Here is a 17,080-nt window from a genome sequence, read left to right as displayed (position 1 = left end):
CCCGCCCCCGTAAATTCGGATGGCTGACACTCCCATAAATGTATGAGCAGAATCTTAGGGCATTTCGTAAGGATAGAGTATGCTTAACATCCGGTTTAACGCGCAATTCGAGAATTAATATTCAGTCTCCGTAAAGATTTTCGTCATCTCCGCGACGAAATACGCGTGCAGCCACGCAATATTCTTCGTCGCATGGTTATCGGAAGGTAAATTCCGCCCGCCCCGCCCGTGCGGCGTGCCTTCGCGCAAGGAAGTGGCTGGCGCGGATCGACGGGCGGCGGGAAATTCCCCATATGATGGCGCCGCTTCCGATCCGCCTCACCCGCCTGCCAGCGAGTTTGCCTGCCCATGCCCGTCTCCGTGCCCATCGCTCCCGCCTCCCCTCGCCCGGTCGCGCTGGTGACCGGCGGCGCGGTGCGGATCGGCCGCACCATCAGCCTGGCGCTGGCGCGGGCGGGCTATGACGTCGCCGTGCATGTGCGGCATGAGGGTGAAGCGGGCGATGCCGCGCGGGCGGCGATCGAGGCGGAGGGTGCGCGGGCGGTCGTGCTCGCCGCGGAACTGACCGACCCGGCGGCCATGGCCCGGCTGATGCCCGCCGCCGTGGAGGCGCTGGGGCCGGTGAGCCTCCTCGTCAACAATGCCTCGGAGTTCCAGCCGGACGGTGTCGGCGATCTCGACCTCGCCCGGTGGGAACGCCATTTCGCGGCCAATCTGCGCGCGCCGGTGTTCCTCGCTGAAGCCTTCGCGCGTGCCCTGCCGCCGGATCGGCACGGGGCGGTCGTCAACATCATCGACCAGCGCGTGCTCAAGCCGACGCCGAACTATCTCTCCTACAGCCTCGCCAAGAACGGGCTGTGGTCGGCGACGCGCATGCTCGCCCAGGCGCTCGCGCCGCGCATCCGGGTCAACGGCATCGGCCCCGGCCCGACGCTCGCCAGCGTGCACCAGGACGGGGAGGATTTCGCCCGCCAGTGCGCGGCGCTGCCGCTGGGCCACGGGCCGGCGCCGGAGGAGATCGCCGAGGCGGTGCTTTTCCTTGCCCGCGCGCGAAGCATCACCGGGCAGATGATCGCGGTCGACGGTGGCCAGCACCTTGCCTGGCGCACGCCGGACACCGAGACCGACTAGCGCCGGCGCGCATCCGCGAAGGTGAAGGCGCCGATGCCGCCCATCACCAGCACCGAGCCCACCAGCTCGACGAGCGAGACCGTCTCGCCGAGGAACACGAAGGCGAGCCCCATCGTCGCCACCGGGCTCACCGTGCTGATCATCGAGTTGGCCGAGGGCGAGATCCGCTTCAGCGCCGCGTTGAGGAAGAAGGTCGGCAGCACCGTCGCGCCGATGGCGATCATCAGCGCCAGCACCAGCAGGTGGCCGGACACGAACAGCCCGTCGATCGGCCGGAACAGGGCGAACTGCACCAGCGAGGCCACCGCCGCCGAGGTCATGGCGATGCAGGTGAACAGCGCCGAGCCGATGCTGCGCAGCAGCCCGCCGGCGAGGAGCTGGTAGAGCGCGAAGCTGATCGCCGACATCGCCACGAAGGCGACGCCGCGCAGCGTGTCGTTCCCGCTCGCCGCGAAATTCTGCATGAAGATGATCGCGAGGCCCGAATAGGCGACGGCGAAAGCCAGCAGCGCCCGCGCCCGGATCGGCTGGCGGAAGAACAGCGCGCCGAGCAGCACCACGAACAGCGGGTAGGTGAACAGGATCAGCCGCTCGAACGAGGCGGAGATGTATTCGAGCCCGATGAAGTCCATGTAGCTCGCGAACCAGTAGCCGAGCGCCCCCACCAGCACCGTACGCCCTACCACGCTCAGCGACGGCATCGCCTCGCCATGCGCGCGCATCCGGACGATCGCGATCGCCCCGATGACGAGGTAGAAGGGAAGCGCGAACACCATGCGCAGCGCCAGCACGGTCTCGGGATCGAGCCCCTGCGCATAGGCGAGCTTGATGATGATGCCCTTCGAGGCGAACAGGATCGCACCGGTCGCACCAAAGACGTAACCGGTCAGGGGGACGGCGGGCTTTGCGCCCGTTTCAGCGAGGCTGGACATTGTCGTTTCGATCCGATGGCCGCGGCGCGGCCGGACCGAGCCCTTAACGGGTCGGCGAAGTCCGCGCAATGGACTCGGCGCCCGCTCACGGCAGCAGGCGGCGCGGCGTCCAGCCCTGGAACCGGTCCATGACGTTGGGTCGCGCGATGAAGATCAGGTTGTTGACGTAACTGTAGGGCTCGCGGGCGGAACCGCCCTGTCCGTCGAGCGCTTCCGGGCGCTGGTGGCGTGCCGGATCGAAGGTCTCGACCGGATGCAGCCCGTCCGCCAGAGCGTAGAAGCCGCTGTAGCCCATCGGCTCCAGCGTCGCCCGCACGGAAGCGACGGCGCCGGCGCGGTGGCGCTCCTCGGCCTCGATCAGCAGCGAGGGCCGGCTGGCGCCGATCAGCCGCCGGGCGCCGTCGAGAACGTTCTGCTCGTGCCCTTCGACGTCGATCTTGATGAAGGCGACATCGCCCTCGATGCAGTCGTCGAGGCGGCGGCAATACACCATCAGCTCGTCGACCAGCCTCGCGCCCGACACCGACCCGTTGAGGTCGATCGCCGCCATCGGCGAGTGGCCGACCGGGATGTGGAGCTCGGCGATGCGGTTCTCGTCGCTCGCCGCGCATTCGAACAGCGTCAGACGGCCGTCCTTCAGCGCCGGCCCGAAGCGGCTGCGGATCACGCGCCCCATGGCGGGATTGGGCTCGAAGGCCAGCACATGCGCGCCGAGCCGCAGCATCCAGTAGGTGTAAAGGCCGTGATTGGCCCCGACATCGCAGGCCGTCTCGCCCTGCCCGACGAGAAGGGGAAGGAATTGCAACTCGCTGTTCGGATTTCGGGCGGCCTTCAGGTCCGCCCACCGACTCAACAACCCGACCGCACGCGGCAGGCGGTTCTCACCTGCCGTTCTCAGAATTTCCAGCACGCCCAGCCCTCGGTCCCCTGCGAGGAGACCCCCCAAAGCAACTCCTTAGCACATCGGCGCGATTTCCGAGCGGTATGGCGAAGGCGCGTCCGCCCCCCTGTTCCAGCCGGGCGTGAATCCGTATCTAGAGGGCATGACGCGACCGAACCCAGACCTGCCCGAGCCCGAAGACGACGAGGACGCCACCGCGGCCGCGGAGCAGGAAGCGAGCCTGCCGATCGACGAGCCCGAGGAGGCCGAGCCCGCGCCGGGCTCGGTGGCGACGGGCCGCGCCGCGATCCAGCGCGCCATCAAGCACGCCCCGAACGGCCCGGGCGTCTACCGCATGCTGGGGCCGGACGGCACCGTGCTCTATGTCGGCAAGGCCAAGAGCATCCGCAAGCGCATCGTCGCCTATACCCGCCCGGCGGGCCTCACCGCGCGCATCATGCGCATGGTGGCGGCCACCGCCGAGATGGAGTTCGTCTCGACCCAGACCGAGACCGAGGCGCTGCTGCTGGAAGCGAATCTCATCAAGCAGCTTCGCCCGCGCTTCAACGTGCTGCTGCGCGACGACAAGTCGTTCCCCTACATCCTCATCACCCGCGACCATGACGCGCCGCAAATCACCAAGCATCGCGGCGCGCGCAACAGGCCGGGCGACTATTACGGGCCCTTCGCCTCGGTCTGGGCGGTGAACCGCACCATCAACGCGCTGCAGAAGGCGTTCCTGGTGCGCTCCTGCTCCGACAGCTTCTACGAATCGCGCACCCGCCCGTGCCTGCTGTTCCAGATCAAGCGCTGCGCCGGGCCCTGCACCGGCGAGGTCAGCCACGAGCAGTATGCCGACTATGTGCGCGAGGCGCGCGACTTCCTCTCGGGCAAGAGCCGGGCGGTGAAGGAGCAGCTCGCGCACGAGATGGAGGACGCCTCGGAGGCGCTGGAATTCGAGCGCGCCGCCGCGCTGCGCGACCGCCTCGCGGCGCTGTCCGCCGTGCAGGGCACGCAGGGCATCAACCCGCGCTCGGTGGAGGAGGCCGACGTGTTCGCCCTGCACCAGGAAGGCGGGGCAACCTGCGTGCAGGTGTTCTTCTTCCGCACCGGCCAGAACTGGGGCAACCACGCGCTCTACCCGCGCGCCGACCGGACGCTCGGCCCGGCCGAGGTGCTGGAGTCGTTCCTCGCCCAGTTCTACGAGGACAAGCCCTGCCCGCGCCTCATCCTGCTCAGCCACGACGTCGCCGAGCGCGAGCTGCTGGAGGAGGCGCTCGCCACCCGCGCCGGCCACCGGGTGGAGATTTCCGTGCCGAGGCGCGGCGAGAAGCGCGAGCTGGTCGAGCACGCGCTGCAGAACGCGCGCGAGGCGCTGGGCCGCAAGCTGGCCGAGAGCGCCAGCCAGGCGCGGCTGCTGGGCGAGCTCGCGCGCGCCTTCGAGCTGAAGCAGGCGCCGGGCCGCATCGAGGTCTACGACAACAGCCACATCATGGGCACGAATGCGGTCGGCGGCATGATCGTGGCCGGGCCGGAAGGCTTCGCCAAGAGCCAGTACCGCAAGTTCAACATCAAGTCCGCCGACCTCGCCCCCGGCGACGATTACGGCATGATGCGCGAGGTGCTGACGCGCCGCTTCTCGCGGCTGCTGCGGGAGAATCCGCGCGCCGAGCCTACGCCGGTCGCAGCCGACGGTGACGGCGCGGGCGCCGGCGCCGCCCTCGCCGAGCGGGAGGAAGGCGTCGCCGAGGCCGCCTCCACCGCCTGGCCGGACCTGCTGCTGATCGACGGCGGGCCGGGCCAGCTCAAGGCGGCAAGCGAGACGCTGGCCGCGCTCGGCATCACCGACGTGCCGCTGGTGGGCGTCGCCAAGGGACCGGACCGCGACGCCGGGCGCGAGACCTTCTACCGCCAGGGGCACGAGCCGTTCCGGCTGGAGCCGCGCGACCCGGTGCTCTATTTCGTGCAGCGCCTGCGCGACGAGGCGCACCGCTTCGCCATCGGTTCGCACCGGGCGCGCCGCACGCGCGAGATCGGCCGCTCCGGGCTGCAGGAGATCGCCGGCGTGGGCCCGACCCGCAAGCGTGCGCTGCTGCATCATTTCGGAACGCTCAAGGCGATCGAGCGCGCCTCGCTCGCCGATCTCGAAGGCGTGCCGGGCGTCAACGCGGCCACCGCGCGGGCGGTCTACGATTTCTTTCACGCCAAGCCCGGCTGAGGCCGTTGAGAACGCCGGCTGCCACGGGAAGGTCACAGCGTCGATTCATGCTGATGAAGGGTATTTGACGAGCGGCGGCGGCGCGGTGCGATTGACGTTGCCCGCCTGCGTCATTACCTCGGTCCAACGGGAGCCGGCAGCATGGTCGATGTCACCTCCAGCCACGAGACAATCACGGAGCCTGGAAAGGTGAAACGCGGACACGCGCTCGCGCTGCCCAACCTCCTCACCTATGGCCGGTGCGTCGCCGTGCCGATGGTCGCGGCCTGCCTGTTCTGGGCCGACATACTGGAAGGCGGGCTGTGGCTGCGCTGGCTGGCGCTCGGCATCTACATCGTCGCCGCCATCACCGATTTCTTCGACGGCTACCTGGCGCGCGTCTGGTCGCAGCAATCGGCGATCGGCCGCATGCTGGACCCGATCGCCGACAAGCTGCTGGTCTCCACCTCGCTGCTGATGCTGGCCTCCGACGGCACCATCCGCGGCTGGTCGCTGTGGGCGGCGGTGGTGATCCTGTGCCGCGAGATCCTGGTCTCGGGGCTGCGCGAGTTCCTCGCCGAGCTGCGCGTCAGCGTGCCGGTGACGCGGCTCGCCAAATGGAAGACCACCGCGCAGCTCGTCGCCGTCGCCGTGCTGCTGGCCGGCCCCGCGGGCGACAAGCTGGTGCCCGGCATCACCCTGGTCGGCATCGTGCTGCTGTGGATCGCGGCGCTGCTGACGCTCTATACCGGCTGGGACTATTTCCGGGCCGGGGCGCGCCATCTCATCGAGGACGACGTGTGAAGATTCTCTATTTCGCCTGGGTGCGCGAGCGCATCGGCCTTGCCGGCGAGGAGATCGCGGTGCCGGAGACGGTCCGCACCGTGGCCGAGCTCGCCGGTTGGCTTGCCGCGCGCGGCGAGGGCTATGCCCGCGCCTTCGAGAATCCGCGCGTGGTGCGCGCCGCGCTCGACCGGCGCCACGCCAAGCCGGACACCGCCCTCGCCGGCGCCAGCGAGATCGCCTTCTTCCCGCCGATGACCGGCGGCTGAGCCGGGCGAACGGACGAGACGGCGGGCGGAACGCCGAGCGGGAGATCAAGCCATGTTCACGGTGCGGATCCAGTCCGGGGATTTCGATGCCGCGGCGGAGGCTGCGCGACTGACGCAGGGTCGCACCGATATCGGCGCCGTCGTCACCTTCGCCGGGCTGTGCCGGGACGACGACGCGGCCGGCGGCGCCCCGCTGGTGGCGCTGACGCTGGAGCATTATCCGGGCATGGCGGAGGAGGAGATCACCCGCCTCGTCGGCGAGGCCCGCGCCCGCTGGCCGCTGCTCGGCGCCACGGTGATCCACCGCTACGGGCGGATCGTGCCCGGCGACAACATCGTCCTCGTGGTCACCGCCTCGCCCCATCGCGGCGCCGCCTTCGCCGCGGCCGAGTTCCTGATGGACTGGCTGAAGACCCGCGCCCCGTTCTGGAAGCTCGAGGAGCGCGAGGACACCAACGACTGGGTCGCCGCCAAGGACACCGACGACGAAGCGGCCGGGCGCTGGGAATAGGACGCCAAGGTTAGGCGCCGGGACTGGCCCCTGACGCGAGAAGGCCGCCCTTGCGGGGCGGCCCTCCCTGTCGGATCTGAGCGATCGAGCGGCGCGCGTCAGGCCGCCGCGTCGGCGGTGGCCTTCTTCGGCTGCACTTCGGCCATGTAGTCCTCGAACAGCGTCTTGGTCACCGGGCCGGGCTGGTAGTGGCGGCCGGCGATCTCCGACACCGGCGTCACCTCGGCGGCGGTGCCGGTGATGAAGCACTCGTCGAAGCTCTCCAGCTCCTCCGGCTGGATCGCCCGCTCCACCACCTCGATGCCGTGGCGGCGGGCGAGGTCGATCACCGTCCGGCGGGTGATGCCGTTCAGGAACGCGTCGGCGATCGGGGTGTGGATCACGCCGTCCTTCACGAAGAAGATGTTGGCGCCGGTGCACTCCGCCACCAGGCCGCGCCAGTCGAGCATCAGCGCGTCGGCATAGCCCTCGCGCTCGGCGGCGTGCTTGGAGATGGTGCAGATCATGTAGAGACCCGCCGCCTTCGAGGTCGAGGGCGCGGTCTGCGGGTCCGGCCGGCGATACTTCGCCATGCCGATGCGGATGCCCTTCAGCCGCTCGGCCGGATCGAAATAGCTCGGCCATTCCCACGCCGCGATGGCGAGGTGGATCTGGTTGGCCTGCGCCGACACGCCCATCATGTCCGAGCCGCGCCAGGCGACCGGGCGCAGATAGGCGTCGGACAGCTTCTGCTTGGCCAGAAGCTCGCGGCAGGCCGCGTTGATCTCGGCCTCGCTGTAGGGAATCTCGAAGTCGAGCAGCCGCGCGCTTTCCTTCAGGCGCGTGGTATGCTCGTCGAGCTTGAAAATCTCGCCGCCATAGGCGCGCTCGCCCTCGAATACGCAGCTTCCATAGTGCAGACCGTGGGTCAGCACGTGGACCTGGGCGTCCTGCCACGGCACGAAGGCGCCGTCATACCAGATCCAGCCGGTGCGCTTGTCGAAAGGTTCGCTTGCCATGGTTGTATCTCCCGAACAGGTCGCCGGCGCCCATGGTGGCGTCGCGGCCCTCTTGTCCTTCAGCATGGCGGCTTCGGCTTGGCGCGAGAACGCTATATTTTGCCTCGCAGTCGAAGTCCCGTTATCTTTCGCCGCCTCGTAGGCAGCCAGTCTACATCCCGCTCCGGACCGGGTCGAACGGCAATCCGAACGATCCTTTCGCCAAGCGGGAGTTCTCGGTAACGATCATAACGAAAAAAGTCAACATGGCTGACATAAATGTCTCGCTGCCGTCGCGGCCGGCCAAGGCCGATCCAGCTTCCCCTGCCCGCCTCGCGCCGGCGCAGGACGCGGAGCCCATGGTCGATCTGATCGAGCTGTTCTTCTTCGCCTACCGCAATTTCGTGAGCGATCCCGACGAGGTGCTGCAGGGCTTCGGCTTCGGCCGCGCGCATCACCGCGTGCTGCATTTCGTCAACCGCCATCCCGGCATGCGCGTCACCGACCTGCTCGACATCCTGCGTATCACCAAGCAGAGCCTCGGGCGCGTGCTGCGCGAGCTGATCGACCAGGGCTTCGTCGACAGCCGCGCCGGCTCCTCGGACCGGCGCCAGCGGCTGCTCTTCCTCACGCCCAAGGGCGAGGCGCTGGCGCAGCAGTTCGTCGCGCTGCAGTCCCAGCGCATCGCCCGCGCGCTCGCCGAGTGCGGGCCGGACTCGCGCGAGATGGCACGCCGCTTTCTTGTCGCCATGATCGATCCCGAAGATCGCAGCCCGATCGAGAAGCTCATTGCCCGTGCCGACCAGGCGACGGAAGCGAGGACCGCTCCGCGCACCCGTCCGGCCGGCTGAGAGACGTATGTGATGCTTGACGCCGAGAGCCCGGAAAAGGCGAGGGTTAGCCGGACGATGCCCGCCGACGACGCCGTCCACCTCATGATCGTCGACGACGACCGGCGCATCCGCGACCTGCTCTCGCGGTTCCTCACCGAGCACGGCTACCGCGTCACCACCGCCGAATCCGCCGCCGACGCCCGCGCCCGCATGAGCGGGCTCACCTTCGACCTGCTCATCCTCGACGTGATGATGCCGGGCGAGAGCGGGTTCGAGCTCGCCCGCGCCGTGCGCGCCGAGTCCGAGGTGCCGATCCTCATGCTCACCGCCCGCTCGGAGCCGGACGACCGCATCGAGGGGCTGGAGATCGGCGCCGACGACTACCTCGCCAAGCCGTTCGAGCCGCGCGAGCTGCTGCTGCGCATCGGCAACGTCATCAAGCGCGCGGCCACCCCGACCACGCAGGCGATCGAGGCGGTGCGCTTTGGGCCGTTCGTGTTCCATCTCGAGCGCGGCGAGCTGACGCGCGAGGGCGAGCCGGTGCGCCTCACCGACCGTGAGCGCGACATGCTGCGCGTGCTCGGCGCCCGCCCGGGCGATACCGTGCCCCGCCAGGCGCTGGTCGCCCCCGGCGTCGCCGCCGGCGACCGCGCGGTCGACGTGCAGGTGAACCGCCTGCGCCGCAAGATCGAGCGCGACCCGGCCAACCCGACCTATGTCCAGACCGTGCGGGGGGTCGGCTACCGGCTGGTGGTCGCGCCTTGAACCGCGTGAACCTGCTCGACAACCAGATGATGGGCGCCGCCCGCGAGCGGCTGCGCCTCACCCAGGCGCGCATGCGCGAGAACAATGCCCGCTTCGGGGCGTGGTTCAACCGCGTCATGCCGAAGGGGCTCTATGCCCGCTCGCTCATCATCATCGTCACGCCGATGGTGATCCTGCAGTCGGTGCTGGCCTTCGTCTTCATGGAGCGCCACTACAACGCCGTGACGCGCCGGCTCTCCGCCGCCGTCTCGCAGGACATCACGGCGCTGACCGACCTCAGCGCCGGATTCCCGACCCAGGCCGACCGCGACCGGATCAAGCAGATCGCGCAGTCGGCGATGGGGCTCACCGTCGACTTCCTGCCCGGCGAGCGGCTGCCCCCGCCCGGCCCCAAGCCCTTCTTCTCCATCCTCGACTCGCATTTCACCAGCGAGCTCGGCAAGCGGCTGAAACGGCCGTTCTGGACCGACACGGTCGGCAACTCGAACCTGATCGAGGTGCGCGTCCAGTTCGACGACATGGTGATGCGCATCTTTGCCCGCCGCTCGCAGGCGTATCTGTCCAATTCGCACATCTTCCTGGTGTGGATGGTGGGCACGGCGGTGCTGCTGCTGGCGGTCGCGATCCTGTTCCTGCGCAACCAGATCAAGCCGATCGAGGCACTGGCGGACGCCGCCATCGCCTTCGGCAAGGGGCGCGACGTCACCGGCTTCCGGCCGCGCGGCGCGCGCGAGGTGCGCGGGGCGGCGCTCGCCTTCCTCGAGATGAAGCGGCGCATCGAGCGGCAGATCGAGCAGCGCACCACCATGCTCGCGGGCGTCTCCCACGACATGCGCACCATCCTCACGCGCTTCAAGCTGGAGCTGGCGCTGATCGGCGACACCGAGGAGACCGAGGCGCTGCGCAACGACGTCGACGAGCTCCAGCGCATGCTGGAGGCCTATCTCGCCTTCGCCCGCGACGACACGACGGGCGAGGCGCCGATCATGGCCGACATCGCGCGCATCATCGACGACACCCGCCACAATGCCGAGCGCCAGGGCGCGGACGTCACGGCCCGCTTCGTCGGCGACGACACGCTGGTAATGATCCGCCCGGACGCGTTCCGGCGCTGCCTCGCCAATCTCGTCGGCAATGCGCGGCGCCATGCCAAGCGGATCGAGATCACCGGCACGCGCGACGAGCGTTGGCTCACCGTGACGGTCGACGACGACGGTCCGGGCATCCCACCGGCGCGGCGCGACGACGTGTTCCGCCCGTTCGTGCGGCTCGACGATGCGCGCAACCAGGACGCCGGCGGCTCGGGCCTCGGCCTCACCATCGCCCGCGACGCCGCCCGCGCCCATGGCGGCGACGTGATGCTGGGCGACAGTCCGCTGGGCGGGCTGAGGGCGACGGTGCGGATTCCGGTCTGACGCGGCTGCGGCGGCCTCTGGCGGCCGTCAGAACAGCCGCGCGCCGTTCGGCACCTCGTTATCGGGCCGGAACAGCACCACCGCGCCGTCCTCGTCCGGGAAGCCGAGCGTCAGCACCTCCGACATCATCGGGCCGATCTGGCGCGGCGGGAAGTTCACCACCGCCGCCACCTGCCGGCCGATCAGGTCTTCCGGCGCGTAATGCACGGTGATCTGCGCCGACGATTTGCGGCAGCCGATGTGCGGGCCGAAATCGATCACCAGCCGGATCGCCGGGTTGCGGGCCTCGGGAAACGGCTCGGCCTGGATGATCGTGCCGACGCGGATGTCGACCTTGAGGAAATCCGCGATCGAAATCTGCTCCAACGGGGCAAGGCTCACTTTCCACTCCTCACATGCAACGGGGCCTCATCCCGACGCGGCGCCGCCCGTCAGGCGGCGGCGGGCGCCTCGGGCTCGGGAGCGGGAGCGGGCCGCTCGCGGCGCCGCCCGCCGCAGGTCGCGAGGACGCAGAAGCTGTCCAGCAGCCCCAGCGCCCGCTCGCCCTTGGAGAGCTCGCGGTCGATGGTCGACATGGTCTTCGCGAGGCCCGGGTCGTCGTCGTGCAGGAAGGTCCGGAGCGTGCGGCCATAGACCAGCGCCAGCCCCTGGGCGCGCGCCGCGCCCTTGAGCCCGGCGGTGTCGATCTTCGCCGCCGCCAGCATCCACTGCGCCGAGCGCACCGCCAGCTTGTTGAGCGCGAGGGCGAAGAACGGGTTGCCCCGCGCCGAGCGCGCCAGCGAGCCGAGCGCCGCCTTGTGCGGCGCCAGCACGTCCATCCGGCGCATCAGCACGTCGAACAGCCGATCGCGGGCGGGCTGCTCGGCCATCGCCTCGTCGCCCTCGCTCGCGACGCCGACGAGCACCTTGCGGTCGACGTCGCGGATGAAGGTGGAGAGCATGTCGAAGGTCGAGCCGAAGGCCGCGCGCAGCTCGACCAGCGAGACGTCCGCGCGCGTCGCCACGTCATTGAGGCCGATGCGCTCGAAGGGGCGTTCGGCGAGCAGCGCGAGGAAGCTGTCGAGGATCCTGCCGCGCGGATCCTGCGCGGCGGCTGTCGTTCCGGAAGTGTCCGTCATCGTGACCTCCTGAGCTGAACATGGCCCCACACCAACTTAGGACTCGCAGCGGGCGAGGAGAAGGCCTTCCGGCGGAACGGCGTGCGCCGGGCGCCGCCTATCCCGCAAGCTCGCGTGAGCGCCGGGCGGCCGCGGTGACGGCGTCGGCGAGCAGCGGGCCGAAGCCGCGCTCCTCGTCCATCAGCACCGCCAGCGCCGCCGCCGTGGTGCCGTTCGGCGAGGTCACGTTGCGCCGGAGCTGGGCCGGCTCGATCCCCGAGCGCAGCATCAGTTCGCCCGCGCCGGACACGGTGGCCCGCGCCAGCCGGTCGGCCATGTCCGGGGCGAGCCCGGCCTGCACACCCGCCGCCGCCAGTGCCTCGGCCAGCAGGAACACATAGGCCGGCCCGGAGCCGGAGACCGCGGTGGCGACGTCGATCAGCGCCTCGTCATCCACCCATTCGACCCCGCCGGTGGCACGCAGCAGCGCATCGGCGATGCTCGCCTGCCCCTCGGTGACCGCGTCGTTCGGCACCGCGACGGTTATGCCGCGCCCGATCGCCGCCGGGGTGTTGGGGATGGAGCGCACCACCGGCTGGCCGGGCGCGAAGGCGGCCTCGAGGAAGCCGAGCGTGCGCCCCGCCATCACGGAGACCACCAGCGTATCCGGGCCGGCGAGCGGCGCCGCGCGGGCGAGCACCTCGGGCGCCGCTTGCGGCTTCACCGCCAGCACCATGACCGCCGGCGGGCCGCCATTGAGCGGGTTCAGCGCGACGCCGTTCGCCTCCAGCAGCGCGGCCACCTCGGGCGGGGGCGAGGGATCGATGACGGCGGCGAGGGCCGGATCTAGGCCGAGGCCGAGCCAGCCTTCCAGCATCGCCCCGCCCATCTTGCCCGCGCCCACCAGCAGCACGCGTCCGGGGATGTCGGAAAGTGTGGCCATGATCGTCACTCCTCAGCCCGCGCGCCGCGACGGCGCCGTCGCCCATCATGCCCGACTTGTGACGGGCACCCGCAGCTTTGGCAATGGGCGGAGGGTCGGGAACGGGGAGCTATGGCGGGGGGCGTCTGTCGCCGGCGGGCCGGCCCGGCCGGTCGGCGCGAGATGGGGACGGCCGCCGCTGGGCGGCGCCGGCCGTCCGATGCGCGGCGGGGCTCAGGCCTCGCCGATGGTCTCGAACAGGGTGGCGTCCATCGCCTCGCGGGCGCTCTTGCCGGCCCAGACGACGAACTGGAAGGCGGGGAAGTAGCGCTCGACCGCCTCGACGGCGCATTCCATCAGCACCTCGCACTGGCGGTCGGTCGCTTCCGCGCCGGCCAGCAGCAGGGCGTGGCGGAACATGATCACGCCCTCCTTCGACCATAGGTCGAAATGGCCGATCCACATCTGCTCGTTGATCAGCGAGAGCAGGCGCAGCACCTCGGTCTTGCGCTTCTCAGGCACCTTGAGGTCGAAGGCGCAGGCGACGTGCAGCGCCTCCACCTCGTCCATCCACTGGAACGAGACGTGGCAGTCGGTCCACCGCCCCTCGAGGGAAATGGTGATCTCGTCCTCCGCCGACCGCTCGAACGCCCACTCGTTGAGCGCCGCCATCCGCTCGATCTGGTCGAGCGGGTTGAGGCGGGTGTCGGTTTCGAAATCGGTATAGGTCATGCTGGACCTCGCAAGAATGGGCGCGAAACGGATCGACGCGTCAGGACGATGAAGCGCTGCATGGGATAGCTGGCAACCGGCGCCATGCATCGGATCATGCGTTCGATCCTGACCGTATCGTGCCCCTCGGGCGCTGCCGGACCGGCCTTCCGGCTGGAAGGCCGTGTCGTCAAGGTGTCTGGATTCGCGCCGTCGCCGCAAGGGCCGAAACGCGCGCGGGGCGATGAGTCCACAAGGGCCGGTTCAGCCGAGCGAATCCGGCGGCTCGGCGGTGCCGAGTTTGGCCTCCAGCGCCGCGATGCGGGCGGCAAGGCGCTCGTTCTCCTCGCGCGCGGCGGCGGCGAGCTCCTTCACGGTCTCGAATTCCTCACGCGTCACCACGTCGAGCTCGCGCAGGATGCGCTCGGCCTGGGCGCGCATCACGGTCTCGGCCTCGCGCCGCACGCCGGTGGCGACGCCGGCGGCGTCGTTCATGAGCCGGGCGAAATCGTCGAAGATGCGGCTGGTGGTCTGGGTCATGGTTTTCTCCGGCTCGGGCGCGCACGATGGCACGCCTTTTGGGGGAGAATGGGGCGGGGGGGCAACCTCCGCAAGGGGCCTGAACGCAGGTGCCGCGTTGCGCGGAGGGCATGCGGGCGCTCCAAACGCCTTGATCCCGTCACGCCGGGAAGGCAAGTGAGGCGGTGCGCCCCGGTCCTGCCGAGTCGCACCGGCCGCCCGCGCCACCTCCTCCCGGGCGGGCGCGCACAGACGGGCCATACCATGCCGAGACCTTCGCACCGCTCGCCGAACCCCTGCCCGTCGCCCCGCTGCCCGCCGCACCCCTGCCCGCCGAGCCACCGCACGTCGAGCCCCTGCGCAGAGACCCCGTAATGCTCTTCACCCCTCCGCTGTTCGCGCTGCCCTTTCCGAACATCGATCCGATCCTGATCGAGTTCGGCCCGTTCGCGATCCGCTGGTACGCGCTCGCCTACGTCGGCGGCCTGCTCATCGGCTGGTGGCTCGCCAAGAAACTGTGCGCCAGCCCGGCGCTGTGGGGCGGGAAGTCGCCAATCGAGCCGGAGGAGTTCGACGACGCCATCGTCTGGGTCGCCTTCGGCGTCATCCTCGGCGGGCGCATTGGCTACGTGCTGTTCTACAACCTGCCCTACTATGCGGGGCATCCGCTCGAGGCGCTCACCGTCTGGCACGGCGGCATGTCGTTCCATGGCGGGTTCATGGGCTCGATCCTCGCCATGTACCTCTTCACGCGGCGGCGCAGCCTGTCCTTCGTCTCGATGCTGGACATCGCCGCCTCGGTGGTGCCGGTCGGGCTGTTCCTCGGCCGCATCGCCAACTTCATCAATGGCGAGCTGTGGGGCCGCCCGTCGGACGTGCCGTGGGCGATCGTGTTCCCCCATGGCGGGCCGCTGCCGCGCCATCCGAGCCAGCTCTACGAGGCGGGGCTGGAGGGTCTCACCATTTTCATCGTGCTGCAGATCGCCATCCGCATGGGCGCGCTGAGGCGTCCGGGCACGGTCGCGGGGCTGTTCGTGCTGCTCTATGGCTGCTCGCGCATCTTCGTCGAGTTCTTCCGCGAGCCGGACCCGCAGCTCGGCTATCTCGCCGGCGGCTTCGTCACCATGGGCATGGTGCTCTCGCTGCCGATGCTGGCGCTGGGCGGCTGGCTGATCTGGCGTGCCCGGCGGCGCCCGGCGCTGAATGCCGGCCAGCCCGCATGAGCGCGCCCGCGGCCCGGAGCCCGGCCGGCACCACCGCGCTCGGCGAGGAGATCGCCCGGCAGATCGCCCAGACCGGGCCGATCACCGTCGCCGACTACATGGAGCGCTGCCTGCTCCATCCGCGCCTCGGCTACTACACGACGCATGAGCCGTTCGGCGCGGCCGGCGACTTCGTCACCGCCCCCGAGATCAGCCAGATGTTCGGCGAGCTGATCGGGCTGTGGGCGGCCGACACGTGGATGCGGCTCGGTTCGCCCGCCTCCTTCGTGCTCGCCGAGCTCGGGCCTGGGCGCGGCACCATGATGGCGGACGCGCTGCGCGCCACCACGATCGTGCCCGGCTTCCACGAGGCCGCCCATGTGGTGCTGGTGGAGGCCTCGGCGCGGCTGCGGGCGAAGCAGGCGGACACGCTGCAGCGCTTCGACGTGAGCTGGGCCGCCTCCTTCGACGACCTGCCCGCCGGCCCGCTGATCCTGCTCGCCAACGAATTCTTCGACGCGCTGCCGATCCGGCAGTTCCTGCGCACGCCCGAGGGCTTCGCCGAGCGCATGGTCGGCCTCGGCGGGGACGGCGCGCTCGCCTTCGGCCTGCGTCCGGCCGCACGGCTCGACGCGCATGCCGAGGCCGTGCTGCGCCAAGCGCCCATCGGCGCGCTACTGGAGATCTGCCCGGCGGGCCTCGCCATCGCCGAGCGGCTCGGGGGCCGGCTCGCCGCCTCTGGCGGGGCGGCGCTCCTCATCGACTATGGCCATGCCGGCGGCTTCGGCGATACGCTGCAGGCGCTGCGCGAGCACGCCTTCGATGACGCCCTCGCCCATCCGGGAGAAGCGGACCTCACCGCCCATGTCGACTTCGGCGCGCTCGCCCGCGCGGCGCAGGCGAACGGCGCGCGGGCCTTCGGCCCGGTGACGCAGGGCGCGCTGCTCGAGCGGCTTGGGCTGGAGACGCGGACCGAACGGCTGAAGCGCAACGCGGACGAGACGGTGTGCGCCGCCATCGACGCCGCCCGGACGCGCCTCGCGGGCAGCGGCGAGGGACAGATGGGCGCGCTCTTCAAGGCGCTGGCGCTGGTCCATCCCGCGTTCGGCGTACCGGCCGGCTTCGCGCCGGACGAGGCGTTCCCGGAAGGCTCCACAGGCACGGAAGGCTCCACATGAAGGTCGAATCCTCCACCCTCGCGGCGCTCCCCGGCATCCGCCACGCCTTCTTCACCCGCGAGGGCGGCGTGTCGCAGGGCATCTATGCCGGGCTCAACGGGGGCACGGGCTCACGCGACGAGCCCGGGCACGTGGCGCAGAACCGCGCCCGCATGGAGAGCGCGCTCGGCGTGCCGGCGGGACACCTGCTCACCTGCTGGCAGATCCACTCCCCGGACTGCGTGGTGGTCGAGCGCCCGTGGGAGGAGCGCCCCAAGGCCGACGCGGTCGCCACCGCCACCCCCGGCGTCGCGGCGGGCGTCGCCATCGCCGATTGCGGCCCGGTGCTGCTGGCCGACGGCGAGGCGCGCGTCGTCGCCGCCGCCCATTCGGGCTGGAAGGGCGCGGTCGGCGGCGTACTGGAGTCGACGCTCGCCCGCATGGAGGAACTCGGCGCCCGGCGCGAGCGCGTGGTCGCCGCCATCGGCCCGCTGATCCGGCAGGAGAGCTACGAGGTCGGCCCGGACTTCGTCACCCGGCTGACCGCGATCGACCCGGAAAACGACCGCTTCCTCGTGCCCTCCCCCCGCGCGCACCACGCGATGTTCGACCTGCCGGGCTACATCGCCATGCGGCTGAAGGCGGCGGGCGTGGGCACGGTGGAGGACCTCGGTCTCGACACCTATGCGGACGAGGCGCGCTTCTTCAGCTACCGTCGGGCCACCCATCGCGGCGAGCCCGACTACGGACGTCTCGTCGCGGCCATCACGCTGGTCTGA

The 17,080-nt window shown here is 70.3% G+C and carries 19 protein-coding genes; 11 read left to right on the top strand and 8 right to left on the bottom strand.

Translation table 11 applies throughout. From position 1 onward, the window contains the following. The first annotated feature begins 348 nt into the window (after nt 1–348). Nucleotides 349–1,131, top strand: coding sequence for an SDR family oxidoreductase (locus NVS83_RS03675; protein WP_258738110.1), 783 nt, complete (start codon nt 349–351; stop codon nt 1,129–1,131). Here NVS83_RS03675 and NVS83_RS03670 read toward each other — a convergent pair. Both NVS83_RS03670 and NVS83_RS03665 read right to left on the bottom strand, forming a co-directional pair. Next, nucleotides 1,128–2,063, bottom strand: coding sequence for a DMT family transporter (locus NVS83_RS03670; protein WP_258730761.1), 936 nt, complete (start codon nt 2,061–2,063; stop codon nt 1,128–1,130). The genes NVS83_RS03675 and NVS83_RS03670 overlap by 4 nt on opposite strands. A gap of 85 nt (nt 2,064–2,148) precedes the next feature. Next, nucleotides 2,149–2,868 (bottom strand): FkbM family methyltransferase, encoded by a 720-nt coding sequence (locus NVS83_RS03665; protein WP_258738109.1) that lies wholly within the window; start codon nt 2,866–2,868, stop codon nt 2,149–2,151. Nucleotides 2,869–3,106: 238 nt separating this feature from the next. Here NVS83_RS03665 and uvrC point away from each other — a divergent pair, with 238 nt between their 5' ends. The 4 genes from uvrC to NVS83_RS03645 all read left to right on the top strand — a co-directional run bounded on the left by uvrC (nt 3,107) and on the right by NVS83_RS03645 (nt 6,703). Beyond that, nucleotides 3,107–5,161 carry an excinuclease ABC subunit UvrC gene (gene uvrC, locus NVS83_RS03660; RefSeq protein WP_258738108.1) on the top strand — a complete coding sequence of 685 codons (2,055 nt, stop codon included), beginning with the start codon at nt 3,107–3,109 and terminating at the stop codon, nt 5,159–5,161. A gap of 141 nt (nt 5,162–5,302) precedes the next feature. Further along, a complete protein-coding gene (pgsA, locus tag NVS83_RS03655) occupies nt 5,303–5,944 on the top strand; it encodes a CDP-diacylglycerol--glycerol-3-phosphate 3-phosphatidyltransferase (protein WP_374114508.1) in 642 nt (213 codons plus the stop codon). Further along, nucleotides 5,941–6,192, top strand: coding sequence for a molybdopterin converting factor subunit 1 (moaD, locus tag NVS83_RS03650; protein ID WP_258730765.1), 252 nt, complete (start codon nt 5,941–5,943; stop codon nt 6,190–6,192). Before pgsA ends, moaD begins: the two co-directional genes overlap by 4 nt. A 52-nt stretch (nt 6,193–6,244) precedes the next feature. Beyond that, nucleotides 6,245–6,703 (top strand): molybdenum cofactor biosynthesis protein MoaE, encoded by a 459-nt coding sequence (locus NVS83_RS03645; RefSeq protein WP_258738107.1) that lies wholly within the window; start codon nt 6,245–6,247, stop codon nt 6,701–6,703. Between the two features lie 98 nt (nt 6,704–6,801). Here NVS83_RS03645 and NVS83_RS03640 read toward each other — a convergent pair whose 3' ends face one another. After that, entirely contained in the window at nt 6,802–7,701 is a 900-nt protein-coding gene (locus NVS83_RS03640) for a branched-chain amino acid aminotransferase (RefSeq protein WP_258738106.1), read from the bottom strand. A 245-nt stretch (nt 7,702–7,946) separates the two neighbouring features. Here NVS83_RS03640 and NVS83_RS03635 point away from each other — a divergent pair, with 245 nt between their 5' ends. From NVS83_RS03635 to NVS83_RS03625, 3 genes are read left to right on the top strand one after another with little or no spacing between them, the layout of a single operon-like run. Then, nucleotides 7,947–8,531 (top strand): MarR family winged helix-turn-helix transcriptional regulator, encoded by a 585-nt coding sequence (locus NVS83_RS03635; RefSeq protein ID WP_258738105.1) that lies wholly within the window; start codon nt 7,947–7,949, stop codon nt 8,529–8,531. 12 nt (nt 8,532–8,543) lie between these two features. Beyond that, entirely contained in the window at nt 8,544–9,278 is a 735-nt protein-coding gene (locus NVS83_RS03630; RefSeq protein ID WP_258738104.1) for a response regulator, read from the top strand. 26 nt (nt 9,279–9,304) lie between these two features. Continuing rightward, on the top strand, nt 9,305–10,693 hold the full coding sequence (locus tag NVS83_RS03625) for an ATP-binding protein (RefSeq protein WP_374115021.1): 1,389 nt from the start codon (nt 9,305–9,307) through the stop codon (nt 10,691–10,693). Between the two features lie 27 nt (nt 10,694–10,720). Here the strand turns inward: NVS83_RS03625 and NVS83_RS03620 are convergent, their stop codons facing one another. From NVS83_RS03620 to NVS83_RS03600, 5 genes are all read right to left on the bottom strand, one after another. Beyond that, the gene (locus NVS83_RS03620; protein ID WP_258730770.1) at nt 10,721–11,074 is read right to left on the bottom strand and encodes a tRNA-binding protein; all 354 of its coding nucleotides are present in this window, start codon (nt 11,072–11,074) and stop codon (nt 10,721–10,723) included. A gap of 50 nt (nt 11,075–11,124) precedes the next feature. Next, complete coding sequence (locus tag NVS83_RS03615) at nt 11,125–11,811, bottom strand: TetR/AcrR family transcriptional regulator (RefSeq protein WP_258738103.1); 687 nt, start codon at nt 11,809–11,811, stop codon at nt 11,125–11,127. Nucleotides 11,812–11,908: 97 nt separating this feature from the next. Then, nucleotides 11,909–12,733, bottom strand: a complete 825-nt coding sequence (proC, locus tag NVS83_RS03610) for a pyrroline-5-carboxylate reductase (protein ID WP_258738102.1) — start codon at nt 12,731–12,733, stop codon at nt 11,909–11,911. A 213-nt stretch (nt 12,734–12,946) separates the two neighbouring features. Beyond that, entirely contained in the window at nt 12,947–13,444 is a 498-nt protein-coding gene (locus NVS83_RS03605) for a type III secretion system chaperone family protein (RefSeq protein ID WP_258730774.1), read from the bottom strand. 243 nt (nt 13,445–13,687) lie between these two features. Continuing rightward, entirely contained in the window at nt 13,688–13,963 is a 276-nt protein-coding gene (locus NVS83_RS03600) for an accessory factor UbiK family protein (protein WP_258730775.1), read from the bottom strand. A gap of 353 nt (nt 13,964–14,316) precedes the next feature. Between NVS83_RS03600 and lgt the strand changes: the two genes are divergently transcribed. From lgt to pgeF, 3 genes are read left to right on the top strand one after another with little or no spacing between them, the layout of a single operon-like run. Then, entirely contained in the window at nt 14,317–15,165 is an 849-nt protein-coding gene (gene lgt / locus NVS83_RS03595) for a prolipoprotein diacylglyceryl transferase (RefSeq protein ID WP_258730776.1), read from the top strand. Continuing rightward, nucleotides 15,162–16,322, top strand: a complete 1,161-nt coding sequence (locus NVS83_RS03590; RefSeq protein WP_258738101.1) for a class I SAM-dependent methyltransferase — start codon at nt 15,162–15,164, stop codon at nt 16,320–16,322. Before lgt ends, NVS83_RS03590 begins: the two co-directional genes overlap by 4 nt. Continuing rightward, nucleotides 16,319–17,080 carry a peptidoglycan editing factor PgeF gene (gene pgeF / locus NVS83_RS03585; RefSeq protein ID WP_258738100.1) on the top strand — a complete coding sequence of 254 codons (762 nt, stop codon included), beginning with the start codon at nt 16,319–16,321 and terminating at the stop codon, nt 17,078–17,080. The genes NVS83_RS03590 and pgeF overlap by 4 nt, the downstream gene beginning before the upstream one ends.

It is taken from the genome of Ancylobacter mangrovi (assembly GCF_024752335.1).
GTDB lineage: Bacteria > Pseudomonadota > Alphaproteobacteria > Rhizobiales > Xanthobacteraceae > Ancylobacter > Ancylobacter mangrovi.
This window is presented reverse-complemented; position numbering and strand designations above follow the sequence as displayed.